This is a genomic window from Marinobacter sp. 1-4A (genome assembly GCF_016597725.1).
In the GTDB taxonomy this organism is placed as follows: domain Bacteria; phylum Pseudomonadota; class Gammaproteobacteria; order Pseudomonadales; family Oleiphilaceae; genus Marinobacter.
In genome coordinates this window covers 303,333-329,429 of the sequence record NZ_VCGY01000001.1, presented here as the reverse complement: position 1 = coordinate 329,429, position 26,097 = coordinate 303,333, and the positions used below count along the sequence as shown (strand labels likewise).

Sequence of the window (26,097 nt, the reverse complement as noted above, 5' to 3'; positions counted from 1 at the left end):
GGAGAGTGCGATGAGACAAACACGTTCCAAAAATATCGGGATTACAATATACATCCTGTTGTTGCTGACGCCGGTATACTGGTTGCTGAACATGTCGTTCAAGACGAGCAGGGAAATTCTGGGAGGGCTTACCCTGTGGCCGCAGAATTTCACGTTTGATAATTACGTTGTGATCTTTACAGATCCTAGTTGGTACAACGGCTACCTAAACTCAATGGCGTATGTTTCCATCAACGTGGTTATTACACTGTTGGTTGCCTTGCCTGCAGCCTACGCGTTCAGCCGTTATAAGTTTCTAGGTGATAAACACCTATTCTTCTGGTTGCTCAGTAACCGCATGGCGCCTCCTGCCGTTTTCCTCCTGCCGTTCTTTCAGCTGTATTCATCCATTGGCCTTTTCGATACCCACATTGCCGTTGCGTTGGCGCACTGTTTGTTCAACGTGCCATTGGCGGTGTGGATACTTGAGGGGTTTATGAAGGGAGTTCCGCGGGAATATGACGAGATGGCTTACATAGACGGCTACAGCTTCCCCCGATTCTTTATCAAAGTGTTTTTACCGATGATTCGATCTGGCATAGGTGTGACGGCGTTCTTTGCCTTTATGTTCTCTTGGGTGGAGTTACTTTTGGCGCGAACGCTCACGTCTGTGGATGCCCAGCCTATAGGTGCAATCATGACCCGTACCATCGGGGCGAGTGGTATTGATTGGGGCGTTCTAGCGGCCGCTGGCGTTCTAACCATTATTCCCGGCTTGCTGGTTATCTGGTTCGTTCGCAACCACGTGGCCAAAGGCTTTGCTCTCGGGCGCGTTTAAGGAGAATTTGTATGATTGCCTGGATGAACTGGACACCTACAGTCATAGTATTTTTTGCGGTGATTGCCGCGATTCTTACGGTAATGACCGTTTATGAAATTGTTTCGCCCTGCACTGAGCGCAAAGGCTTTCTGCCGATTGAAACGACGCGCGGAGACCGTTTGTTTATCGGGTTGCTCTCGGCGGCCTATATCCATCTAACGTTTCTTGCAGTTAGCGATGTAACACTGTGGGTCGCCTTGGCGGTCTCTGTTGCTTGGCTATTGGTGCTGTTGCGTTGGGGTTAAAAAACGGCCGGAAGCTCGTTTAAAAGGTTGTAAAGAATTCGAAAGCGAACTAGTTTTTAAGCCATGATCGAAAACGATCACCAATTGCTTTTCGCAAAGGCAATATTCATCAGTTCAAGTGCTGTAACAAGCCTAAACGGAGTGCGGATTTACCTCGCTCCATTCATAAGAAAGTAAACGAGGTTGGGTATGTTCAAAAATAACAAATATCCGAAGACGCTACTGCTGAGCGCTGCAATCGGTGCTGTCAGTATGGGGCTGAGCCTGCATGCCAGTGCTGATCAATACTCAGACGCGGCTGAAAAGTGGGTAAATAACGAATTCAAAAAGTCGACGCTTACAAAAGAACAACAGATGAAAGAGATGGCATGGTTCACCAAGGCTGCGGAGTCTTTCCGTGGCATGGAGATCAATGTTGTTTCTGAAACCATTGCCACTCACGAATATGAATCTAGCGTGCTGGCAAAGGCATTCACTGAAATTACCGGTATTAAGCTCACTCACACCTTGATTCAGGAGGGTGATGTGATTGAAAAGCTGCAGACTCAGATGCAGTCTGGGCGCAACATTTACGATGGTTATGTGAATGACTCAGATCTGATCGGTACACACGTTCGGTACGGCAAAGTCGTAGCAGTTGAAGATATTATGAACGGTGAAGGAAAAGAATTTACGCTTCCTACACTGGATCTCGAAGACTTCATCGGTCTTGATTTCACGACCGGGCCTGATGGCAAGCTCTACCAGTTGCCAACTCAACAGTTTGCCAACCTTTACTGGTTCCGCGCCGACTGGTTTGAGCGTGAAGATCTGAAAAAGCAATTCAAAGACATCTACGGCTATGAGCTGGGTGTTCCTGTTAACTGGTCTGCTTATGAAGATATTGCAGAGTTCTTCTCGGTTCACGTAAAAGAGATAGACGGCAAAAAAGTATACGGCCATATGGACTACGGCAAGAAGGACCCCTCTCTGGGGTGGCGCTTCACAGATGCCTGGTTCTCCATGGCTGGAGCTGGCGACAAAGGCTTGCCTAACGGTTTGCCTGTAGATGAGTGGGGTGTTCGGGTAGAGGATTGTCACCCAGTTGGTTCTGATGTCTCTCGTGGTGGTGCTACAAACAGTCCTGCAGCCGTTTACGCAACTCAAAAGTACATTGACTGGATGGGTAAATATGCTCCGCCAGAAGCCACAGGTATGACTTTTTCTGAGTCTGGGCCAGTTCCAGCACAAGGGAATATTGCACAACAAATCTTTTGGTATACCGGCTTTACCGCCAGCATGATCGAAGAAGGTCAGCCAGTGGTTAATGAAGATGGCACCCCGAAGTGGCGCATGGCTCCTTCCCCCCGCGGACCATACTGGGAAGAAGGCATGAAGCTTGGGTATCAGGATGTGGGTTCCTGGACCTTCCTGAGCTCAACTCCTGAAAAACGCCGTTTGGCAGCGTGGTTGTATGCGCAGTTCACGGTTTCGAAAACAGTGTCTCTTGAGAAGCTTGTTGCTGGCCTCACACCTATTCGTGATTCCGATATCAATTCAGATGTCATGACCGAAATGGCCCCGAAGTTGGGTGGTTTAGTCGAGTTTTACCGCAGCCCAGCGCGTGTTCAGTGGACGCCTACGGGCACCAACATTCCTGATTATCCGAAAATGGCTCAGCTTTGGTGGCAGTACGTGGCTCAAGCCGCGAGTGGTGAAGCCACAGCTCAGGAAGCACTTGATGGTCTAGCAAAGGCGCAGGATAGAGTTATGGAGCGGCTTGAGAGAGCGAATGTTCTGGCCACTTGTGCACCGAAGCTGAATAAGCCTCGTGATCCACAATACTGGTTCGATCAGCCTGGTGCACCTAAGCCGAAATTGGCCAATGAGAAAGTGCAGGGCCAAACCGTTTCATACGATGAGCTAATTAAAACGTGGGAGACTGATCGCGAAAGCTGAGTTCTAAAATGAAATGCCCGCCGCAACAGGTTTAGCTGTTGCGGCGGGCATTGTCATATGGGTCTTAAGTAGCCTTGTTGGCTTTTTCCTATGCAACGGTGTTCACTCAGAGCTGAACGAGTGATGAGGGTGTCACAGATGAACCAGATTTCTATCATTCACCGCTTATATGCTGGTTTTGCCTTACTTTGTGTGATCATCGCATGCTGGGGCATCTTCAACATCTACATCATGTCTTCTTTTTCCGACACGACAACTGAACTCACACTCGACTATTTCCCGCTTGGGGAATTGGTTCAAGATATTCAGTCAAATCGCTCAGAGGCAGGAAAACAGGCTCTTTCTATATTGTCCGCAGATGATTCTGAGGCGCTTGGCTCCAGACAAGCACTCTTGCAAAGAACCCTTGATGAGATGAACGCGGGCGCAAGCCGAGTCTCAAGCTTCGCACGCCTAGATGCCTTCCCCGCGGTCCAGTCTGGCAATCAAGAAACTATCGAGCGCGTCTCAACTCTTAAGGCTTCTGCAGAACAGCTTGGCGAGTACAAGTCATCCGTGCTGGCGGTAACGGAAGTTGTGAATCAGGGGATATCCGTGTTTCTCGCGAATAACGCAGAGATGAAACGACTTTTGGTTCGGGAGGGTACAGAGCCGGCCGGAGACGATATCTACATTCGTGATCTTTTCACGACAGTGATGGAGAGCTTGGGAAATATTGAACTGCTGATCATGCAAATGGTTAGCACCGAGGATGCACGCAAGCTTGAAGACGTTGTTGAAAACTTGAAGTTTAACACTCAGATGATCGAGCCCGATATCGACGCTTTGGTTGCGGAGGTCCCAAGGCTTGAAGGTCTCCCGCCTCTAGTAAGCACATTTATGGCCGCGGTTAATCAGCAGGATGGGATTATCAATCAGTATCTGATGTACCGCCAGAATCGTGCCAAGCTTGATAAAGTGTCCGGCGCGCTGGAGCGTGAGTTGGGTTTGCTTGCTGCCCATCTGGATGAAATGAGCGCAGCGGTATCAGACCGAACAACGGCGGCAGTGTATTCTCTGGATGCAATGGCTAGACGATCTGAGCAGTTGGTGTATTGGTTACTTCCGCTCGTTATTTTTATAGCTTTAGCTACCTCGTTGTGGCTGGGAAAAATGATCAGTCGACCGCTGAAAGCAACGCTTGAACACTTGGCTGGCATGGCGCAGGGAGACTATTCTCAGCGTTTAGAGTTTGATGCAAAGGGCGAGTTTGTTGCTTTAAAAGCCTCTGTTAATCAACTGTCAGATGCCATGGCAACGGTTCTGGGGAGCTTACAGCAAGCTGGAGCTGATATTGCGGTGATTGCCTCAGGTAATGCCACATTTGCGAGAGATTTTAACGAGCGAATCAGAGGCCAATCCGACGATCTGGGAGCCATAGCGGCAGCCATGACTCAAATGGAAGCGTCTGCTAGGGAGGTTGCGGGGTCGGTGCGTGAAACCCACGGGCTGGTGGGTGAGATCAACCAGCAGGTTGAGGAAAACCTTGAGGCAGCCGAGCAAGGAAACCGCTGTGTAGCAGGCTTAGAAACGCAGGCCAGACATACTGCCGGTAAGCTCCAACAGCTTGAAAAGGCTTCGCTTGATATTGAGCGAATTACTGCGACGATCGACGGCATTGCCAATCAGACGAACCTGCTGGCGCTCAATGCAGCCATTGAATCTGCGCGTGCGGGCGAAGCCGGCCGCGGGTTTGCGGTAGTTGCTGATGAAGTGCGTAGCCTTGCTCGAAAAACTACGGAAAGTACAGATACGATACGTACACTGGTTGAACGTCTTCAAGCAGAAGCGACGGAGTCTGTAAGCTCAATGAATAGCAGCTTCTCTCAACTGGAAGCGGTTAGAGCGCTTATGGAAAGTGTATCCGACGGAGCCGAAAAGATTCGTGGAGCAATGGCTCTTATTCATCAGGGAGCTGACCAGATCCGTCATGGCATGGATGAACAGGAAGGTGTCAGCCAGTCTGTCGCCAGACAGGTCAATGATATCAGTGGTTCAGCCACCGTCAGCCTTGAGCAGATTGATGGCTTGGTCACAACCTGCGAGCAATTGGAGGCCTCCGTGGCTGATATCGAAGCGCTTACTGAACGTTTTCGTGTTCATTAGAGTGGCCGCTTGGGCGAAGTCGCGCGGTCGTCACCCGCGCACCCTTTATAGCAGCTTATCGACCCCAACTATCGCATCATAAGAGCTGCCAAGCTCACAACGTTACTGGCTTTCCAGCCTCTCTGCGACGAGCCTGCCATTCTTCGCGGGTTTGTGCGGCGTTATCGCCAGACATAGAGCCGATGATGCTGAAGTAATCCGCACCATACTCGTCGGCCATAATAGCTGTCCGGGGCTTAACTTTAACCACGTAAACAGACTGTACGTTTTGGTGGTCAAAGTCACGCCAGTACTGTTCGTCTTTCAGGAACGTGTATCTATGCCCTTCAAGGGCTCGAATCAATGCCCGGGTATCGGTTGTTCCGGCGCGTTCTACAGCGCTTTTGTACTGGTATACAATGCTGTAGGCGGAAGCTGCGGCGGTCGATGGCCGCATTTCATAGCGCTTTGAGAAGGCTTCAACAAATTCTTTACCACGTGGATAGTTCATCTCATAGGGGACGTTCCATACCCATGGGCTGCCACCAACAACACCTTCCATGATGGTTGGGCCAACCTGAATTGCCATGCCCAGAGTAAGGTTGGGAACAACAATCTGCATTTTTTTAGTCAGGCCCATTTCGTAAGCTACGTTCAGGGCGCGAACCATGTCATCCCCAAACAGTACCAGCATAAGCACTTCTGCACCGCTTGCATCGGCCTGTTCCAGCGCATTCTGGAAGTCGTTCACCAGAGCTCGTGGAAAGGGAGTTTTCACACCGGGATGGCGCTCTGTGTCTTCCGTATCGGAAAATTTGCGCACCGACTCCTCAACTGACCAGCCCCATGTGTAATCAGACGTAATATAGAAATAATCCTGACCGCCATGGTTTTGTTTTAGGTACTGGCTGAGAACCTTAGCCGTCATCCATGCATTGTAAGGTTCGCGGAACATGTGAGTGTGTGCAGCACTTCCGGTGGTCGCATTAGAATAGGTAAGGGTGCCGAAATAGAGCCGGTCGCGCTCGCGGGCGGCATTTCCCGAGGCGATTGCAACGGAGCTGGATACGCCACCAAACACCATTTGAACGCCTTCGTTATCGATCATTTCAGCCGTGTTTCTTGCGCCTCGGGCGGGCTTTCCGCGGGTGTTGCGAATCACCAGTTCCAAAGGTTGCCCCATAACCCCGCCGGCTTTGTTGATTTCATCTACCGCCAAAAATGCCCCCAGCCTTTGTTGCAGGCCCTGATCTTTGTAACGACCTGTTTGCGGATAATTCAGGCCGATTTTTAGTGTTTCAGCACCAAGGGTGCTTGCCGAAAGCAGTAGCAAACAGACGGTTAAAAGGGCTTTTCCGGGTAGCATAAATGGCTCCAGCTTTAGGGGGTGGCCAAGTGAGAAACACTCGGGCCAGCGCTCTGGTTGTTTTGGTTTGATTATTGGTGAGGCTGAGGGTTAGTTTCTTTTTTTGAGGCAGAGCGCGGCAATCAGACAAAAGTGGGAATTTGCGTAAATATTTGTACGTTTGCACGCTCACTTACATGAGTCATACTGCCTTAGCTGGTGTCGAGAGCGATTGAAAAAACCGGGAAACTGAAACCGAGGAGCTTTCCATGACGGGTAAGAATGCGCAGGACGAAACGATCATCTGGCAGACTGGCCACTGCTATCTCGGTGAAATTTTAGTTGCCTGCACATCACAGGGCGTATGTGCTGTTCTCCCGGGTGACTCGGTGGAAGAGTTGACTGCAGATCTGGCTCGACGCTTTCCCGATGCTCGCTTTGATCATGCAAATAATTCCCGTGCAGAGTGGTTTTCCAGTGTGATGAGTTATCTTATTGATAGCCGTAAACCGCTCGATGTTCAGCTTGATCTTCGTGGTACGGATTTCCAGTGCAAAGTTTGGCAAGCGTTGCAGGAGATTCCTTCGGGCAGTTCATCCACATATGGCGACATTGCACGGCGCATGGGAATGCCTACTGCATCAAGAGCAGTGGCCGGAGCCTGCGCCGCCAACCCCCTTGCTGTTGTGGTGCCATGTCATCGTGTACTGCGCGGCGATGGCAGCCTTTCTGGCTATCGCTGGGGTGTTAAGCGCAAACAAGCGGTGCTTAGCCATGAGCAGGGGCTGTCTGAACGATAATGTCGGTCGCTACTTTGTTGCTCATCCAGATTCGCCGGCTCTCTGGCGCGTTTCCCTCTGCGCTTATCCTGCTTGGTTTGCTGCTGCCGGTGACGTCGTATGCCCAGTGGTTTCGGTATACAGATACCGCCATGACAACGCCCGTGGAGCTGGAGTTCTGGTTTACTGACCGGAGTGCCGCCGATGCAATTGCGGAGGACGTGCTGGCGGTATTTCATCAAGTAGATAGGAGTATGAGTCGCTACCGGGAGGATTCCGAACTCTCCGCTCTTAACCGCCAAGCTGCGGAGCACCCAGTGCCCGTAAGCGCCGGTCTTTTTCGGGTACTCAAAAGAGCCGAAGACGTAGCCGTGCTCAGTGGTGGGGCATTCGATATCAGTTTCGGCTCTGTTGGTTATCTTTATGACTTCCGTGAACATCAGCAACCGTCGGAAGAAGATATTCAGGCAAGGCTAAGCCATATTAGCTATCAGGATATTGTTTTAGATGAGGCCGAACACACGGTTTGGTATCGGCAAAAAGAGCTGTTGGTTGATTTAGGCGGCATTGCAAAAGGCTATGCGGTAGACCTTGGGATTGAGCAACTGATGCGGGCTGGGGTTCGCCATGCGCGGCTCAGTGCTGGCGGAGATCTCCGGCTGCTTGGAGACAAACGTGGCCGACCTTGGTTAGTGGGGATTCGCGACCCTCGTTCAGAGAAGCGCAATGCGGTGGTGTTACCTCTTGAGAATCTTGCCATTTCCACTTCCGGCGATTACGAGCGGTTTTTCATCAACGGGCAGGGCGAACGGGTACATCATATTCTGTCACCCGGCACGGGCAAGTCTGTGCGCGGTGTGCAAAGCGTGACTATCATCGGCGAAGACGCGCTCACAACGGACGGGCTGTCTACGGCTGTTTTTGTTCTCGGGCCGGAAAAAGGTTTGGAGATGATTGAAAATCTGCCAGGTGTTGACGCGATTATTATTGATGATCAGCGTGTGATGCACTTTTCTGAAGGGCTGGCGCCTCCGGAGTCAGAACTCTGATTCCGGGGCGCTTTCACCCCTTAATGCGTTAGCGCCTCGGTGGAATGGTTCCGCTGACCACATCAGAGAAGGCAATCAGCCTGTCCTGACTAGCCGTATTGCCTAACCCATGGCCAAGAAACCTTGATGCGAACGCACCTTGCTCGCCGTGTAGTGCCATGTAGTTCAGCAGAACAGTCTGTACTAGCTGGTTCACGTTGTTTGCTGCCGGGCTGGATGCGGTTTCCACAGATGCGTCGGGGCGCATGAAGCCGATCTGATTGCGAATGGGGGTGGGGCGCCCGTTGGGGTTATACACTAAGAAAAACGAGGCTGCGGTCTGCTGGTTGTCGCCAGTCCACTCGCCTTTCCCACGGCCGTCTTCAGAATCATCCAGACGCCCGTTGCTGGACACGGAACCATCACTGAATACGTACAGCATGAGTGGTACCCCGACCCTTGCCGCGTATTCGAGGCAGGCGCCCATGCAACGGCCAGCCAGTTCGTCGCGGCGCTCACCGGTTGCCCGCTCACCCGTATGGTAGTCATAGCCCCCCATGGTCACGGTGCCTGCACCCGCGTAACCGTTTATAACCAGTTTCATCACAGAGGCGGTTTTTTGAAATTCCCGGTTGCCTGCGAATTCGGTACTTGAAAATATCCCGCCGGGGCCAACAATATCGGTATCCAGCATAGGGTCAAGAATGGCTGGGTTGCCGTAATTCTCGATCAGGTTTGCACTCTTGGCGTAGCCGCAGCGCACCAACTTTTTGATGTCTGCGTCGGCACCAGAACCGAGTTTGGTATTTACCTTATTCATTTTTGCGTCACTGATGCGCTGAACAGCTTCCATCACAGAAACGGCATCGGATTGATTCAAGATGGACGTCAGGTCGCCCACATCCACCAAGCCTTTTGCATCCGACGGGCGGTCTATTTTAGTGGGGCGCACTTTCGGGTTGATCATGCTCATTGGCGCCATAGAGTTGCCGCCGGATTGAGAGCTTTGCGAGCCAATCAGGGAGAGCAAGGAACCATCTGCACCGGCCTGGTAGATGCCATACATAGGATTGTGCGGGTTGTTGCCGGTATCGTTTTCGGAGCGTGCAGCAATAACGGCACCATTGATTGCCGCGCGGGTTCCGGCGCTGGTGCTTTGTTGGATTCCCCGCAAGAAGCCACTGTCAGAATGGAACGCAAGCCCAAGCTCCTCATTCACAAAAGCGGGGTCATTCGGAAGCATGTCGCCGGGCAGCCCTAGCTTGTTGTACCCCGCAGTGCTTAGAAAGTCCTTTTGGCCGCCGCTTCCACCCATAAGCACGTTTGAGCCTGCAATGCTGGCGCCTCCGGCAAGGTCAAAACAGATAAAAGGTATTTTCCCCGCACCGGGTATGCCGATACCACAGCTGTCTTTCAGTTCTTGCGACAGTTCTGCAGCGGCCATTCTTGGGTTGGCGAATAGGCTAAACATGGACGCGCCTAACACAGTGGCAGTGCCAGCCATCATGCCTTGGGCAATGAACTCCCGCCGGGTCTTTGGTCGCGAGTGGTCGCTGTGGAGGAGGGGCTCACCATTGGCCAGGGGCCGTTTACGAGATTTGCGTATAAACATGAGCGTTGTCCTCTACTGAACCAGGGTCGTGGCGCTGCCAAGCACCGCGGCACAACTTGCTTTAACAATGGTTTCGGTGCGGTCCGCCGGGCAGACGGCGCCGCCACACTGTGACAGCGCCTCAATGAGGCCGTCCAGCTCCGCTTCGATTGTCTGCGTGCTAGGCTGAGTTCCAAGATTCTCCCCCACAAAGCGTTCCAACAGGGGGGTGGTAATCTGGCGCTTGCCACTGGTATTAAACGCAGTGGCTACTGAAGCAGAGAAGTTGAAGCCGGGGAAGAAAGCCTGCCTTTTCGAAACGTCTGCAACCAAAGCATCACAATATTGAATCGCCATTTGAGTAATCGCCATTTGATGCGAAGAAAGGAAGCCCTCAATATTCTCTACCGTTGGTAGTTGCTGCTTCACTCTGGTGAATGTGTTCGCAATCGCCTCGTTGGTGCGAGGAATGCCCGTCATGCGTGCCATGGATTCATTAATCTCATCGAAGGTTTTTAGTCCAATGTCCGATGCAGGTGGCAAAATTTGCGGCGCTACGGTTCCGGGCAAGGGAGGCTCAGAGCGGGAGAACGTGCTGCTTCCAAGTCGATCAAAGGTTAAAAAGAACTCATCGCTGGCAGGGCCATTTTCTAGGGCGATGATCGTACCTAGCCGCGATAAGGATTGGCCGGTTCCGGGCAGGTATGTTTCGCTATCAAGAGTTACATCAAGGTTTGCCCAAGATTGCCCCACGGTTGCTTCTTTGCCGTTAATACCCAAACGCATGCCCTGAAGCGGGATGTTCGACGGCTCTGCATTCTCATCCAAGCTGATAAAGAAGGGGGCCGTGAAGCGATAGCTGTAGTTATCAAATACGCTAACATCGAAAACAACGAAGCTTTCAGGCACGTCAATCAGGTGGGATACGCCAAACAGCAAGTAGAACTTCTGCCCCACACCCACATCATAATTGGTTCTGATTTGTTCCGGCGTCAGCGACCGACTATGAAAGGCAACCATGCGAATGGCACCCTGCCAAGGTGAGTTGCCGTCGGTTTCGTTGCCTAGAACCAGCGCAAAACTGTTATCCCATTCGGAGAGCAGGCCTGCATTGTCTGGGTCGACATCGCCAGAGTGCTGGCCGTTAACAAAGATTTGCCGTCCGGTGCCCGGGGCATAGTTAATCACCACATGCTGCAGTGTGGCTTGCAGGAGCTTATCGCCGTCTTGAGTTGCGAATGGGGTGTTCTCATCGCTGGTGGTGCTGCGATGAAGCACTTCATAGCGTTGCAGGCTTTGGCTTAGCGTAAGGTTGCGCGTGGTGGCAGAGCCGGAGTAGCTGATGATTCGTGCGTCTTCCTGAGTAATATTGCCCGGCGCGACCCAGGCTTCGATGGCATATTCACCAGAGCCGGTTAGCAAGGTATGTAGTTTGCGGCTGTTAGCGGTAGAGCCCTGAGCTTTGCCTGCAGGTGTTACAGGGCCGCTTTGTGTTTGGACTTCGGGGCCAATATTGATGCCCCAACCCAACACCCAGTCCACGTTGCCGCTGAGTGTAAGATCCAGAGCCGTGGAAACGCCGCTGGTATCGTAAGCGATTTGGCCTTGTCCGGCCTTGAACTCGTAGAGCGCAATGATGTTGTCTTCAAAACGACCTCCAGAATTCGCCAATAACCCATCCTGCTCCAGCACCAGTGCCCTGCTGGCAACCAGAGCAGGGTCGACCGGAGTGGGTGATAAAGGTTGAGCGAATTCTTCAATTGCCATTTCCATCATGCCTGCCGACCATTCGCAGTCTGCTTCACCTTGATTCGCCCAGCAGTTGTGGAAATCCCTTTTCAAGCGAACAACAAAGCGGGAGTTTTCCGGAGTGTTTAGGTCCATCCGGCTCTTGGACTGTTGGTAGGCAATGTCGGGGTTGTCGCTGGCAATGTAAGGCGTTTGCCCGCCATCGCCGTGGCAGTCGGCACAGTAAGCTTTCAGTACCGGATACACGGTGTTTTCGAAAGCAATGCTCTCTGGTGGGAAGGCAATGGTGGCTCCCGGAGGCCTCAGATCGGGCGCCTTTAACTCAACGGTTTTAAGGGAGCCCGTTCCCCCGTCAGCCCATTTGGAAAGGTAGGTGATTATAATATCGGCGCAGACAGAATCGCTGGTCGTCCAACAATTATGGCCACCGGCTACCTTGGTAACCATCTGCGACTGCGAAGGCGTAGCGAGATTCACAATGCTATTTGCTTGGGCATATGCGCTGTTGATGTCTTGCTGGTTTACAAACGTAGGCGACTGGCCACCAGCGCCGTGACAAGAGCCGCATCGGTTATCTTGTACAAGCTTATCCCAAACATTGAGTTTGAAACTTTGTACATCGCCTGTGGCGGGTGGCGGGCCACTGTAGTTTGCAGCACCGGAACCGGATGACGTGTTGGGCAGTGCCTCTGTGGCCTCACCGCCGCAAGCGCTTATCAGCAGAGCAGCGAATACCATTAAAACCACGGAGAGTGTTGAATGGCGTTGGCCTGAACGGAAGTAGGTAAGTGGTCTCATCTGGTATTACTCCCCCGCACAGTAAACAGCAGATTCGGCAAACACCTGCTTCAGATTGAAGTTATGAGACCTGAAGCTCGCCACCATGTTGCTGATCTGTGAGTGGTCTGCGTTCGTGGAGGGTGGCCTGAGACACACATTTTTGAACACTTTTTTAACCTGACATTCGGCGAACGCATCAGAATGCGCCAACTCCTTACCCAAGCTTTTTGCACCACTGCCTGAGCCGGGTAGGCTGGCATCCCAGCCCATTCTCCGGTTAGCACCCTGACGCCAGTAATTGTCCCACTGATCGTCAGGGGTTACATAGCCTTGTTCGAAGGTTGTCGAATTGATGTGGTACTTACCCTGAACCCGCGACTGAGTATCCGGGTCGATGTCGTTGACGGTGTTATACACCAGCTGGCCTAGAGTACCATCCGGGTCGTTGTCGGGGTTGTAATCATAATCGTAGTAAGCGAACGCCTGTGTCATCGGGTCCATGCCTGTGTGGCAACCCACGCAGTTATTTAAAAATACGCGGCTGTCGCCTCCTGGGCTGCGGGAAACGTCCTGACGAATTCTGTCCGGCGGCAGGTTTACATCGGCCACTTGCTCCAGATCGCGGCACAGGTGGTTAATGAGCGTGAACCGAAACATGGCGCGGTTGGTTCCAGCACTGAAAAAGGCCCTGGCTGCTGCGCGAGAGGTCAGTACGCCCGCGGTAGCAGACGTGGGCAGGCCGTTATAGGCGGATTGGTTTACACCTTTGAAATTTTGAGTATCGGACAGGTCGTAGCCAAGCTGATCTATCTGCTCGTAATGCGCATTGCCCGAATTGGAATAGGGAGGCAAATTACTCCAGATACCGACATACAGCGTGTCGTCATAAAGCACTTTGCGAAAATCTGCATCGTCCCTTACGAGGCCGATCACCGTGGCGGTGTAATCGTTTAGCGGCACGAAGGGCGTCATCGCTTCGTTTGTCCAAGGCGCTGCAAAGTTCTTCAGGGTTACATTATAAAAAGCCGGATCAGCCAATGCGGTATAGGCCGCATCAAGTTTTCGACCGGACGAAATGTCTTGCTCCATACTGCTAAGCACAGAGGGCGCTGGCGGTACGCCTGCAATTCGGTCATGAATTCGCTTGGCTTGTTCCCGCGCTCCGGCGGTAGCCGCGCCTGCATGTGTAGCGGCAAACAAAATCAGGAGTGACATACCGCACGCCTTGAATGCGCTGAATCGCACTCCCACTTTGGCTTTCATGTCGCCGTCCTCGGTAATTTTAGCTGGTGCACAATAGGTCAATTTTACAATTGTTAATAGTTTATACTTGCAATTTACTACGGTAGTTGTGGGATGCGCCACGGAATTACAATTGCTTACGCAAAGCCCGTAGAGATATACAGTGGCACAGACTTAGTTTATGTCATGCATTTCGTTCGCTGCAGAGCAGTGACAACGTTTTTTATTGGAGCTAGGGCGCGTGCCTTACATAACGAAAGAGCTCATTGGGGCGATGCTTTCTATCTTTAGAGCACTGCTATGCCTTGGCCTTGTAGCTTCTCTTGCAGGCTGTTTGTCGGGCACGGATAGCCAGCAGGCTGATCCTGTAGTGCTTGAGAATCCGGTTCTTTTTGTAAAGCGGCCATTGCTGGTTGACGGCAATGGGGCGCTGGCTCGAGATAATCTGGCCGACCCTTCAGCCTTCCGCCCGGGCGCTCGTTTGTATTTAAAAGCCAATGCATCCGTTGACGCCAGTGCAATCGATGTATCTTCTAGAGCCTTTTCCGGCCCGGAGTTTCTGGATGATCTGGGCCGCTTGCGTTACGACGTGAAAGACTTGCACGTTTCCCATGATGGCAATCGCGCGCTGTTTGCCATGCGCGCCCCGGAAATAGAAGGAGCCGATGACGAAGATCAGCCCACATGGAACATCTGGGAATACAATCACGCGAACGATTATCTGCGCCGAATCATCACCTCAAACGTCATCGCCAAAACAGGTCAGGATGTGGCACCGGCCTATCTGCCGGACGGGCGCATTGTGTTTTCTTCCACCCGACAGCTTATCTCCAAAGCCATCTTGTTGGATGAAGGTAAAGGCCAGTTTGCAGGTTTGGATGAGAACCGGAATGTGCCAGCGTTTGTGCTTCATACCATGGACGACGACGGCAGTAACATTCAGCAGATTACGTTTAACCAGAGCCACGACCTATACCCATTGGTAACTGATGGTGGCTCGATTCTATTCAGTCGTTGGGACAATGCCGGTCAAACCCGTAACAACGGGGTTAACCTTTACCGCGTAAACCCTGATGGCACAGGGCTGGCTTATCGCTACGGGCGAAACTCCCACGATTCTGTTCCAGCGGCTCCCGACATCGAGTACCTGAAGGCCCGCAAAACCGAATCAGATTCTGTGCTGGTGCCCTTGCGTGCTTTTGAAAGTGACAGTTATGCCTCCATGCCGGTCGAAATTGATATCGACAATTATGTGGATGCCGAAATGCGTATCGACGGCACTGAAGGAAACGGCCAAGTTCCTTTGGTTGCGGGTGTCAGGCTTGATGGCGAGTTGACGCTGGAGGGGCTCTATAGCTCCATTTCGCCCCTTATGGATGGCACCGGCAGGTATCTTGTGAGCTGGACTCCATGCCGACTCGAAGAGGCTGCATCTGGCCGAATCGTGAACTGCACCGAGGCGCGACTGGTATCTGACGCCTATGTTCCCGCGCCGCCGGTATACGGTATTTGGCTTCTCGATATTGCAAGCGGCACCCAAAAGCCCGTTGTGGTGCCCTTGGAGGGTGAGCAGTTTGACGAGGCCGTTCTAATGCGGGATCGTCCCTTGGAAGACTATATTCCTGACTCACAGTATACGGGGGAGGCCGCTCAGTTAGCGGATTCAGGCTACGGTATTTTACACATTCGCAGTGTGTACGATGTAGACGGTGTCGATATGGCGCCAAACGGTATCGCGACAACGGCAAATCCCTCCATTACACCAGTTGCGCAGCGCCCGGCCCGGTTCCTCCGCTTGGAAAAGCCGGTTTCCATGCCTGATGACAACGTATGGGACTTTGATAACAGCGCGTTTGGCCGCAGTCGTGGGCAGCTTATGCGGGAAATTCTCGGGTATGTGCCGGTAGAGCCGGATGGCTCGGTAAAAGTAGCTGTGCCGGCAAATGTCGCCTTTGCGGTCAGCGTGTTGGACGCTCAGGGACGCAGGATCAGCGATCGCCATCAAAATTGGCTGTCGGTGCGCCCCGGTGAAACTCTGGAATGTCAGGGTTGTCACGATTCCCAATCGCCCATTCCCCATGGTCGCCCCGGGGCGGGTCCGGATCCTGTCTGGGTTGGTGCGAGCACAACCGGCCTGCCTTTTCCGGGTGCAGACCCCACCCTGTTTGCCGATATGGGCGAAACCATGGCAGAGGTCTATGCGCGGACGCAGCAGCTGCGTCGGCCACTACCAGATCCGATATACAGCGAAGGTGAGTGGACGAACCTTGCCGGGAGTGTTGAGGATCGAACACTGGCCTATGAAAACCTGCAAACACCGCCTCCGGTGTCCACCGTGTGCGTAAACGATTGGACGGCCAATTGCCGGGTGGTTATCAATTACGAAGCCCATATTCATCCGCTTTGGGGCTTGAGCCGCGATGTTCTAGGCGTTGATGCAACATGCACCAGCTGCCATACCAACGCCGACGCTGCCGGTGTGCCATCCATTGCAGCGGCACAACTGGACCTTACAGACGGCCCTTCCGATGCCGAGCCGCTGCATTTTAAAGCCTATCGAGAGCTGCTCTTTCCCGATAACGAGCAAGAGCTCAGCGACGGTGTTTTGCGAGACCGGCTAGTCGATTCGGGCGAGGTGCTTAGAGATGAAGAGGGCGTGCCTATTCTGGATGAAAATGGTAATCAGCAACCTATTCTCGTTCCTGTGCCGGTGAGGTCCAGCATGTCCGTCAACGGTGCCCTCGCCAGCGAAGGGTTCCGGGATGTATTCGGAGTGGAGGGTTCCCATAGAGGTTTCCTGTCACCTGCGGAATTGCGCCTTGTAGCGGAATGGCTGGATTTAGGAGCCCAGTATTACAACAACCCATTCGCTGCTCCAGAAAACTGACCCGGGACCCACAACACACTCATGCCCATTGTCATTGTGTTACTCATGCTCTGTTTACCTGCGACTGTATGGGCGGGCTGGTTGTGGGGTGACGATGAACCTGCGCAGGTGGTTCAGGTTGTGGAGCCGTTTGTTACTTGGCGCACAGGCCCGGCGGTGGGGTATCCCGTATTTTACAGCAGTGAAAAGGGCGAATGGCTGACACTTTTACAACGCAAAACCGGCTGGGTAAAAGTACGTGACCGCAAAGGCCGTGAGGGTTGGGTGGCGGTGGCCGATATTGCCCAAACGAGAGATGCAACGGGTGAAAGGGTTACCCTCAGTGTGCCGGACTTAGCCGCGTTCATTGAGCGGAATGTTGAAGCCGGAATAATGATGGGAAGGTTCCAAGGTGCGCCGGTAACGGCCGGTTATGGAGGCTACTGGTTTACGCCCAATCTCGCCGCAGAGCTCTGGGGTTCGCAGATGCTGGGCAGCGCTTCGGAAATGTTGATGGTAAACGCCAACATTGTGCATCAGCCATTTCCCCATTGGCGGGTGTCGCCGTTTTTCACCCTCGGGGTAGGCCATATATGGGTGGACCCGAAAGCAACCTTGGCGGTGCCCGAGGAACGAGACAACAGCGTTGGCCATGCGGGTGTGGGGTTGCGAGCCTACATCTCAGAGCGTTATTTCATACGGGCCGAGGTTAAGGACTACAAAGTCTTTACCAGCCGATCAACCAATGAAGAAGCGACAGAATGGAAAATCGGACTAAGCATCTTTTTCTGACCGGGTTTTGCCTTGCACACCTTATGGCTGTTGCGCCTTCGGTGTTTGCTGCAGATGAGACCGAGCGCGATGACCGGCCTTTAATCGAGCCGGATGTAAAGCCTGTGCCTGTTGATCAAGCGCTCATTGATACCGAAAACTTCGAGATAGGCGCCTTTGCGGGTGTGCTTAACATTGAGGATTTTGAATCGTCGTTTGTGTACGGAGGCAAGCTTACCTACCACCTGAGTGAATCGTTTTTTTTCGAGGCTGGGGTAGGCTTTGCCGAGGCCGGTACAACCAGTTTCGAGAATCTTGCGGGCAACGTACAGGTGCTAACAGATAGTGAGCGTGATTACAGCTATTACAACATCAATCTTGGCTACAACATTCTGCCCGGACAGGCGTTTCTTACTGAAAACTATGCGTTTAATACCAACTTCTATCTAATTGCCGGTGCTGGCGCAACCGACTTTGGAGGCGATACCCGCTTTACTCTCAACGCCGGAGCTGGCTACCAAATTTTGCTTACAGACAGCCTTGCGATACACCTTGGTGTACGCCAGCACTATTACCAGATTGATGTGGTGGGCGCGGAGAAAACATCCATGAACACCGAGATCAGCACTGGGCTGTCGGTCTTTTTCTAAATACAGGAGCCTTGAAATGAACAACCCAGTTAAAGCCGCCGCATTGGTACTGGCATTGTCTGGCGCCGCAACCTTGGCACAGGCAGAGGCGATTAACGTTCCGGCTCCGGATTTCACGTTGAAAAGCCGAGCTGGGGACAATATTCGGCTTGAAGATCATCGCGGCGAAGTGGTTATGCTTAATTTCTGGGCCTCCTGGTGCGGCCCTTGCAGACAGGAAATGCCATTAATGGACGATCTCTACGGCCGTTATCAGGATTTAGGTTTTACAATTTTGGCGGTGAACGTGGATGAAAACCGGGGTGAGGCCTTACGTTTTCTCGACAAGGTACCGGTGAGCTACCCGATCCTGTACGACCCGAAAAGCTCAGTTAGCGAGCTTTACGAGGTGCCTGCCATGCCCACGACCGTGATGATCGATCGCGATGGCAACGCCCGCTACATTCACTATGGCTACAAACCCGGTTACGAAGACGAGTATGAAGCCCAAATTAGAGAGTTGGTGCGAGAGTGATTCCCGGGTGGGCAAGTGTAATGTGTAAAACAACCGCCATTGTGCCTTTGCTTGTGGCATTAATGCTGTCGGCGACCGCTGGGTGTAGTTCTATAGAGCCTTGGGTAAAACCCTATGAAAGGGATCGCTTAGCCGACCCAATCATGAGCCTGAGCCGCCACGGCAAAGCGGATTCGTATATGAACCATGTGTATCAATCCAGAGAGTCTGCCCGTGGAGCGGAAGGTGGCGCGGGAGGTGGTTGTGGGTGTAATTGATGGCCGCAGTTTGTGCAGGCTGCTGTGGCCAAGTCTCACAGCCATGGTTCTATGCCCACTTGCGCAAGCTGCAACCCTGCCTGTTGATAGCGTAGACATGCTCTACCATCGCTACGATGGCGGAGGCATGGTAATCGACGGCCCTGTCATTTTGGCGCGCAAGAGTGTTGGGCCGCAGGTGTCGGTGTCTGGGCAGTATTACGTGGATATGGTGTCTGCGGCCTCTGTCGATGTACTGGCAACCGCAAGTGCCTACAAAGAAGAACGCACTGAATACACACTCGGTGTCGACTATTTGTACGACCGGGCGATTATGAGTATGGGCTTTACCAACAGCTCGGAGAACGACTACGAAGCCAATACCCTCTACTTCACTGTAAGCCAAGAGTTCTTTGGCGGAATGTCTACGGTCACTCTTGGCTATGCAGGTGGCTGGGATGAAGTTGGCAAGCGTGGTAACGACAGTTTTAGTGAAGACGCCGACCGCCGCAACTTCCAACTCGGCCTGAGTCAGGTGCTCACTCGCAACATGCTGGTTGGGCTGGATTTGGAAGTGGTTACGGATGAGGGGTTTTTGCAGAACCCCTATCGCCAGAACCGGTATTTGGATCCGAATGATGCCACTGCATTTCTTTACCAGCCCGAGCGTTACCCGGAAACCCGAACCAGTACAGCGGTGGCTGCACGAGCGATTTATCACCTGCCTTATCGAGCCTCCATTCGTGGCGAGTACCGGTATTTTACGGATACCTGGGGCATTCAGGCCCACACGGTTCAATTGGGCTATGTGCACGGCCTGAACCAACACTGGTCGTTGGAAGGCTCGGTTCGCTATTACCGCCAGAGTGAGGCGGATTTCTACAGTGATCTATTTCTTTATGAAAACTCACAGAACCATTTGGCGAGAGACAAGGAAATGAGTGCGTTTTCGGGCACAACCCTGGCAACCGGTGCGGTCTATGAGTGGAAGCAAACGTCCTTGCCCGGCATCAAACGCCTGCAATTCAGCTTGCTGCTGGATTGGCTGAATTTCGATTATGACAATTTCCGGGATGTAACCGCTTCGGGCAATTACTTGCCGGGAGAGGAGCCGCTTTATTCATTTGATGCACTGGTGACCAGAGCATCACTGATTCTTGAATATTGAGTAAGCAGGAAACCAGATTATGACGGATTCATTGAAAACCTTGGCCACCGCCCTTCTGGCTGCATTGATGCTGCTCACGGGTGCTGCTTTGGCAGCCGAACCTGATGCAGCCGACGATAGCAGAGCCGTTGCGGAGCGCGTTGAGGATCTCAAAAAGAAAGTCATTCGCCTTAACCGGGATCTTTTTATTCTGGAAGAGGATCTGTTGTTTCCCGCTAGCACCCAATTTGCCGTTTTCCTAAGCGTCGACGCAGGCCAATTCTTAAAGCTGGACGCGGTGAAGTTAAAAGTTAACGGCGAGATTGTAGCTTCCCACCTCTATACGGAGCGTCAGGTCACTGCTCTTGAACGGGGCGGCATGCAGCGTTTGTATATGGGTAACCTCAAAACCGGAACCCACGAGGTCACAGCTTTTGTAGAAGGTATGGGGCCAGACAATCGCGCCTACAAACAAGCAGCTACTCTGGCGTTTGATAAGGGTACCGAGACGGCGGCTCTGGAAATTCGTATTCAAGATCGTTCATCGGATTACCAGCCAGTGGTTTCTATTGTGGAGTGGGAGTGAACCGGCCTGTGGCTTTGCTCCCAAGAGCACCTAAGCCTGATTTAGGCTCGCGTTTAGTTGCGGCAGCCGTAGCCTGCCTGTTGTTTATGCTCGATGCAGCCGTGGTTATTGCTGATGTAGCGCCAGCAAGGGCCAAGGACCCTGTGTACGGATGGGTACTCTATAACTACCATCAAGGCGAGGCACTCAAAGCGCTAACCTTGCTGGAGGTTGCCCGTGAACGTGGCGGCATTCGTGGCCATGGAGCCTATCCGGAATTAGTCGAAGGCGGGCTAATGCTTTCCTACGGAATGCCGCGGGAAGCTCGCGATCTCTTCACCCGGTTACTTGAAGAGACCAAGGCTACTGACACTCAACCTGACATAAATGAAAGCAGTGCAGGTGAGCGCGGCGCAGACTCTGGCGTAACTCTGGCGCCCGGTATACGCAGCCAAGCGTGGTTTTATCTCGGTAAAGTCTTCTACTTAGAGGGTGACTACCCTCAAGCCCATGAAAACTTTCAAAAGGTGGATGCGCTGGTACTAGAAGAAAGTAACTCAGAGTTATACGCAGAGTGGCTCTACCTGAGAGCAAGGTTAGCCATGTTGTCCGATAGCGATAACAGCAGTTACGCAAGCTCTCATGAAAGCCCTCGTGAAAACCCTAGCATGAATGCGAGCGGCAAGACGCTGGTGGAGTACCTGCGTGCACAACTAAAACACTCAGGCTTATGGGCTCATTATTTGAGTTACAACCTAGCTATGGCCGAGGTTACGGCCGGTGATGTCGAGAAAGCACAGCAAAGTCTGCGAAAACTGATTTCCGGTATGGAAGGCGAGACGCCAACAAATCATAGGAATTCTGAGTATCGTGCTTTGTTGGATAAAAGCCGGTTATCGCTCGCTCGGCTGTACCTGAGAGAAACCCGGTTTAATGACGCGTTAAGGCTATTAGGCGCAATGCCTCTGGACAGCGTATTTTCCGATACAGCGTTATACGATTACGCCGTTGCAGCGGCAGAGCAGGGCCAGTTGCAACGGGCTTTGGATGCGTTGGAGGCACTGTCGCAACGCACCTTGTTTCTATCCTGGCGCGAGCAGGTACCCTACGCCCGGGGATACGTGCTTGAACAGTTGAACCAGCCCCGTAAGGCGCTAAATGCCTTTGCTCAGGCTTCCGAGCACTACGAGTCTCGTGGTCGAGAGCTCATTGCGACGCGTCAGAGTCTGACTGAAGAGAGTTTGATGGCGCGCTTGAGCTTTCTCCGGAACAACGACGACATTGCAACAGACGCCTACGGTCGCCTGCGGGTGATGCCCTCGGATTTTGGCATTTCAGATGTGCTGGCAACGGAGCCTTTCCAGCAGGCCTTGAGCGAACTCAATGAGCTTTACCAGATGCGGGCCTTGCTGATACGGCGGGAAGGCCAACTCGGCACCTTTGAAACTATGTTGGAAACCCGCCGGGTACAGCGCGAACGCCGAAGTCGTGAGGCGCGCTTTGAACTGGAGCAGCAAAAGGCGGAGGAATGGGTGGAGCAACAAACTTCGTTTCGCGCGGAGATTGAAGCTGCCCTTGCGGCTGAAGATGTCGGCTTCTTTATGACAACGAAGCAGAAAGAACTCAAGGCTAGGCTGGACAGGGTTGCCGCGACCCTTGCACAGCTTCGTGATGGCTCACTTGGCAACGGCAACAGTGCCGAGCACCAGCGCGATAAGTATGCGCGAATGAAAGCCTACTTCGACTGGACCCTCGCGAACGATTACGGCGTAAATCGCTGGGCTGCACAGAAACAGTTGCGTGAATTGAATGCGGAAATGCAACAGTTCGAGAGCCAAAGAGCAGCCATAGAAGCTCTGATGTCAGGTGATGAAAAGCATGATGAGTTGGCAGGTCGACTCATCCGCAAAGGCGAGGACATTCAATCGCTGAAAGCGCAGGTACAAGAAGCCATAGCGCAAGCACGCAGTATTCTCATGGAGCGCTTGGATAAGGCCCTTGAACAGCAGGGCAGGGAACTGCGGCGCTATCTGGTGGCATCCCGCCATGCGCAAGCACGGCTGGCGGACCAACTGTTCCGGGCAGGCCAGAACGCGGAGGCCGCTAATGAGTAAGAGCCGCCTAACCCGTGAGTTTTCGGCCTGCAATTGTTCTCTCAAAGCTGCCCGAGCATTAACGCCCCTAGTATCGGCTCTGTTGATTGCTGGGTGTCAGACTCTGTGGTGGGGGCAGAGCGACGGAGATATCCCCGTTGCTGAGCTGGGCACCCTTGCTTCTCTTACTTCTCGAAATACACAACCTGCGACAGAGCTTAAAGAGCTTGGGGCAACGCCGGATCAGCTGCCAGCGAATCGGGTCTCTCTTGAATCCGTGATGCGCGGTTATCAGGATTTACTGCCGCTGGTGGACGACCCCACCAAACAGATCACGATTCGACACAGGCTTGCGGATCTCGAATTCGCCCGGGCCGAACGCATACTGGCGGATTCAGCAGAGGATGACCTGTCTGGCGCCATCGCAGCATACAGAAGCTTGTTGGCGGATTACCCGGAACGTGATGGGAACGACCAGATATACTACCAGCTGGCAAGAGCCTATGAGTTGCGCGGCATGACCAGTGAACAGCTGGCTGTGCTGGATACTCTGGTATCAAGGTACCCGAGGTCAGCCTACTGGGAAGAGGCACAGTTTCGCCGTGGCGATATCCTGTTTATAAACGGCCGCTATTCGGAAGCAGAACAAGCGTTTGCTGAAGTCACACGGGCAAGCAGCGCACGCAACTCAGACTCATCCTTCGAAATGAACGCCCATTACATGAAGGGGTGGAGTCAATTTAAACAGGGCGAGTACCAGCAAGCACTGTATAGCTACATAGCTGTGCTGGATTTGATCATGCCGGTTGAAAGGGCGGTAGAAATGCCGGATCAGCCTTATCAAACCCTTACTGAAGATCTGTTCCGGGTTTTTGGTCTTTCACTGTCTTATCTTGATGGTGCTGAAACCCTTCAATCCCTATTTCGCCAAACAGGCAGCCGACCTTACGAAACACTGGTGTACGATCGCTACGCCACCTTGCTCGTTGAGCGTGAACGATACAGCGACGCGATTGCGGTTTTTGATGCTTTTATTGAAGAACGTCCGCAAAGCCGGTGGGCGCCACGTTACTCTATGCGCGCAATCGACACCCTCGAGTTAGCCGGTTTTGATAAGTTTGTTCCTGGTCGTAAAGCAGGGTTTATAGCAAGCTATGGAATATACAGCGACTTCTGGCAGGAGGCTGATTCTGAAACGCAGGCTTATATTGAAAGCCAACTTGAAATACTGCTGCCGGAGTTAGCAGACCGCCACTATTTGCTGGCAGGGGAAGAGCGACGGCAAGGGCGCAAGCCTCAAACTCCTCAGAACCGCGAGGCAGATAGAAGCGAACGAAGCTTGAGTGCGGAAGAGCACTACCGACAGGCTGCGGCTTACTACGCTGAGTTTGCCGCTACTTTTCCGGATCACCCGCGTACGCCGGAGCGGTTGTTTCTGTTGGCCGAAACCTATGTAGAACTGAGAGAGTGGCCAGATGCCATCAGCGCGTTTGAACGTGTTGCCTATGATTTTCCAGCCGCTGGCTCTGTGTCCGATCGTGCCGCGGAGGCGGGTTATGCCTCGGTGCTGGCCTACCGGGAATATGCCCGCAATTGGATGGATAAAACAACGGTGGATCTTTTCGCTCTGCAAGAGATGCAACAGCTCAACCGCCTTCGATTTGTAAATGCATACCCGGAAGACCCCCGCGGACCGAGCGTTTATTACATCGCTTTGCAACGGGAATTTGACCAGCAAAACCTTGAAGAGGTAATCCCCATGGCCGAGCGCTTGGCCACCTGGACCCCGGCAGCAGATCCTATGTTGGTTACCGAGGCTTTACTGCTGGCGGGCCACAGTCTGTTTGAGCTTGGGCGCTACGCTGAAGCCGAACAAACCTACCGTGATGCACTGGCTATGATGGCCGCTGAAGACGATAGGCGCTCTGGTATAGAAGAAAACATGGCAGCAGCGGTATTTCGTCAAGCAGAAGGGCTGGCGAGAGTTGGAAATTTAGACGCTGCCGTAACTGAGTACCTGCGTGTTGGCGCCGTTGCGCCAGCTTCTATACTGAATGCTAATGCGCAATACGATGCAGCCTCTCTTTTGGTTGGCGCCGCACGCTGGGACCAAGCGATTAACGTACTAACCGGGTTTCGCTCGCGTTTTCCCGAGCATGAGTTGATTCAAACTGTACCAGCAAAATTGGCCCTTGCTTATCGGGAAACGGGACAATGGGAAAAGGCCGGAGACGAGTTGAATCTAATGGTGGCAATGGCCACCACACCAGAGGAGCGCCGGCAAAACCTGCAGATAGCAGCAGAGCTTTACGATCAGGCCGGTAATCACGCCAAAGCTATAGATACCTGGCGGCAATACGCCAATCGTCACCCCGAGCCAGCGGACATCTATATGGAAGCGGCCAACCGACTGGCCGAGCTTTACCAAATCCGTGGTGACATTGAGAAGCGGAATATCTGGTTAAATCGGCAAATGGAGAAGGTTGATCAAAGCCCCGAGCTTGTAGATGAACGCATGCGCTACTTGGCCGCATCTGCCTCCGCAACTCTGGCGCGGGATGCTTTGGCACGCTACGACAGTATCCGCCTGACCTTACCTCTGAATAAAAGCATGGTGGCCAAAACGAATGCACTGGAAACGGCTGTGCGTGCCTACCAAAAAACAGCGAGCTATGGGCTGTCGTCGTATGCCACAGAAGCTGGCTTTCAGATTGCTCACATATACAGCCGCCTCGGCGCAGATTTGATGGATTCCGAACGTCCGGAAGGCCTCAGCGAACTGGAGCTTTCGCAATACGAGCTCTTGTTGGAAGAGCAGGCTTATCCATTCGAAGACAACGCTATAGATATCCACGAACAAAACATACTCCGTGCCCGTGAGGGTATTTTCGACGAGTGGGTACAACGTAGCTATGAATCCTTGCGTCGCCTGCTTCCCGGCCGCTACAACAAGCCTGAAGTTACCGCCGGGGTGGTTCATGAACTGGGATAAGAATCTAAGCGCAACGCTTCTGCTACTGTTGCTTCTGTCTGGTTGTGCGCTGGCGCCCGGGGGGGTGGATACACTAGAAAACAAGGACGCTCTGAAAGAATCGGAAGCGCACTTGCAGGCGGCATTCGCTGAAGCCGTTGTGTTGATGCAAAACGGCGATACGGATGAGGCCGGAGCCCGCTTTGAGCAGATGGCTGCACAGTACCCGCAGCGGCCTGGCCCTATTGCCAATTTAGGCTTGCTGGCGTTTCAGGCAGGTGACATGGAGCTCGCCCGAAACCGGTTTGAACAGGTTTTGAGTATAGACCCGGCACACCCGGTTGCGCTCAACCATCTTGGTGTTATTGCCCGGATGACCGGTGATTTCCCGGCAGCTGAACGACATTACCGGAAGGCCCTCGCTGCGCATCCCGAGTACTTGCCCGCAATACTCAATTTGGCATTTTTGTTGGACATATATCTTGGGGAACCAGCCAAGGCTCTGCTGTTGTATGAGCAATACAAAACACTCGCAGAAGACCCCGACCCACGATTGAAAGACTGGATGTTCGATGCAAAAAACAGAATTTAGCGCGAGGTACAG

General features: G+C 52.9%; 20 protein-coding genes. 16 read left to right on the top strand and 4 right to left on the bottom strand.

The window, feature by feature from the left end; translation table 11 throughout:
* Positions 1-10 precede the first annotated feature (10 nt).
* The 4 genes from FE845_RS01450 to FE845_RS01435 all read left to right on the top strand — a co-directional run bounded on the left by FE845_RS01450 (position 11) and on the right by FE845_RS01435 (position 5,187).
* Positions 11-817: a carbohydrate ABC transporter permease gene (locus FE845_RS01450; RefSeq protein ID WP_200361266.1), complete on the top strand. Its 807-nt coding sequence runs from the start codon at positions 11-13 to the stop codon at positions 815-817.
* A gap of 11 nt (positions 818-828) precedes the next feature.
* Positions 829-1,104 (top strand): DUF2160 domain-containing protein, encoded by a 276-nt coding sequence (locus FE845_RS01445; RefSeq protein ID WP_200361264.1) that lies wholly within the window; start codon positions 829-831, stop codon positions 1,102-1,104.
* A gap of 189 nt (positions 1,105-1,293) precedes the next feature.
* On the top strand, positions 1,294-3,042 hold the full coding sequence (locus FE845_RS01440) for an extracellular solute-binding protein (RefSeq protein WP_200361262.1): 1,749 nt from the start codon (positions 1,294-1,296) through the stop codon (positions 3,040-3,042).
* Positions 3,043-3,180: 138 nt separating this feature from the next.
* Entirely contained in the window at positions 3,181-5,187 is a 2,007-nt protein-coding gene (locus FE845_RS01435; RefSeq protein WP_200361261.1) for a methyl-accepting chemotaxis protein, read from the top strand.
* 94 nt (positions 5,188-5,281) lie between these two features.
* Here the strand turns inward: FE845_RS01435 and FE845_RS01430 are convergent, their stop codons facing one another.
* The gene (locus FE845_RS01430; protein WP_200361259.1) at positions 5,282-6,532 is read right to left on the bottom strand and encodes a substrate-binding protein; all 1,251 of its coding nucleotides are present in this window, start codon (positions 6,530-6,532) and stop codon (positions 5,282-5,284) included.
* Positions 6,533-6,780: 248 nt separating this feature from the next.
* Here FE845_RS01430 and FE845_RS01425 point away from each other — a divergent pair, with 248 nt between their 5' ends.
* Positions 6,781-7,311 (top strand): methylated-DNA--[protein]-cysteine S-methyltransferase, encoded by a 531-nt coding sequence (locus FE845_RS01425; RefSeq protein WP_200361257.1) that lies wholly within the window; start codon positions 6,781-6,783, stop codon positions 7,309-7,311.
* Positions 7,311-8,339: an FAD:protein FMN transferase gene (locus tag FE845_RS01420; protein ID WP_227713992.1), complete on the top strand. Its 1,029-nt coding sequence runs from the start codon at positions 7,311-7,313 to the stop codon at positions 8,337-8,339. Before FE845_RS01425 ends, FE845_RS01420 begins: the two co-directional genes overlap by 1 nt.
* Positions 8,340-8,367: 28 nt before the next feature.
* Here the strand turns inward: FE845_RS01420 and FE845_RS01415 are convergent, their stop codons facing one another.
* The 3 genes from FE845_RS01415 to FE845_RS01405 are packed head-to-tail and all read right to left on the bottom strand — an operon-like array spanning position 8,368 to position 13,701.
* Positions 8,368-9,930, bottom strand: coding sequence for a general secretion pathway protein GspF (locus FE845_RS01415; RefSeq protein WP_200361255.1), 1,563 nt, complete (start codon positions 9,928-9,930; stop codon positions 8,368-8,370).
* A gap of 12 nt (positions 9,931-9,942) precedes the next feature.
* Positions 9,943-12,456: a LamG domain-containing protein gene (locus FE845_RS01410; protein ID WP_200361253.1), complete on the bottom strand. Its 2,514-nt coding sequence runs from the start codon at positions 12,454-12,456 to the stop codon at positions 9,943-9,945.
* A 6-nt stretch (positions 12,457-12,462) separates the two neighbouring features.
* The gene (locus FE845_RS01405) at positions 12,463-13,701 is read right to left on the bottom strand and encodes a hypothetical protein (protein ID WP_227713991.1); all 1,239 of its coding nucleotides are present in this window, start codon (positions 13,699-13,701) and stop codon (positions 12,463-12,465) included.
* Positions 13,702-13,921: 220 nt separating this feature from the next.
* Here FE845_RS01405 and FE845_RS18760 point away from each other — a divergent pair, with 220 nt between their 5' ends.
* Genes FE845_RS18760 through FE845_RS01355 form a run of 10 tightly spaced genes read left to right on the top strand, consistent with a single transcriptional unit; the run spans position 13,922 to position 26,085 of the window.
* On the top strand, positions 13,922-16,567 hold the full coding sequence (locus FE845_RS18760; RefSeq protein ID WP_320159659.1) for a hypothetical protein: 2,646 nt from the start codon (positions 13,922-13,924) through the stop codon (positions 16,565-16,567).
* Between the two features lie 21 nt (positions 16,568-16,588).
* Complete coding sequence (locus FE845_RS01395; RefSeq protein WP_200361251.1) at positions 16,589-17,338, top strand: SH3 domain-containing protein; 750 nt, start codon at positions 16,589-16,591, stop codon at positions 17,336-17,338.
* Positions 17,308-17,967 carry an outer membrane beta-barrel domain-containing protein gene (locus FE845_RS01390; RefSeq protein ID WP_200361249.1) on the top strand — a complete coding sequence of 220 codons (660 nt, stop codon included), beginning with the start codon at positions 17,308-17,310 and terminating at the stop codon, positions 17,965-17,967. The genes FE845_RS01395 and FE845_RS01390 overlap by 31 nt, the downstream gene beginning before the upstream one ends.
* Positions 17,968-17,983: 16 nt before the next feature.
* On the top strand, positions 17,984-18,481 hold the full coding sequence (locus FE845_RS01385; protein ID WP_200361247.1) for a TlpA family protein disulfide reductase: 498 nt from the start codon (positions 17,984-17,986) through the stop codon (positions 18,479-18,481).
* A 20-nt stretch (positions 18,482-18,501) separates the two neighbouring features.
* A complete protein-coding gene (locus FE845_RS01380) occupies positions 18,502-18,738 on the top strand; it encodes a DUF4266 domain-containing protein (protein ID WP_200361245.1) in 237 nt (78 codons plus the stop codon).
* Positions 18,739-18,781: 43 nt separating this feature from the next.
* Entirely contained in the window at positions 18,782-19,885 is a 1,104-nt protein-coding gene (locus FE845_RS01375) for a DUF3570 domain-containing protein (RefSeq protein ID WP_227714045.1), read from the top strand.
* A gap of 19 nt (positions 19,886-19,904) precedes the next feature.
* Complete coding sequence (locus FE845_RS01370; protein WP_200361241.1) at positions 19,905-20,450, top strand: AraC family transcriptional regulator; 546 nt, start codon at positions 19,905-19,907, stop codon at positions 20,448-20,450.
* A complete protein-coding gene (locus FE845_RS01365; RefSeq protein WP_227713990.1) occupies positions 20,447-22,543 on the top strand; it encodes a hypothetical protein in 2,097 nt (698 codons plus the stop codon). The genes FE845_RS01370 and FE845_RS01365 overlap by 4 nt, the downstream gene beginning before the upstream one ends.
* Positions 22,536-25,514, top strand: a complete 2,979-nt coding sequence (locus tag FE845_RS01360; RefSeq protein ID WP_200361239.1) for a tetratricopeptide repeat protein — start codon at positions 22,536-22,538, stop codon at positions 25,512-25,514. Before FE845_RS01365 ends, FE845_RS01360 begins: the two co-directional genes overlap by 8 nt.
* On the top strand, positions 25,501-26,085 hold the full coding sequence (locus FE845_RS01355; protein WP_200361237.1) for a tetratricopeptide repeat protein: 585 nt from the start codon (positions 25,501-25,503) through the stop codon (positions 26,083-26,085). The genes FE845_RS01360 and FE845_RS01355 overlap by 14 nt, the downstream gene beginning before the upstream one ends.
* Positions 26,086-26,097: the final 12 nt, after the last annotated feature.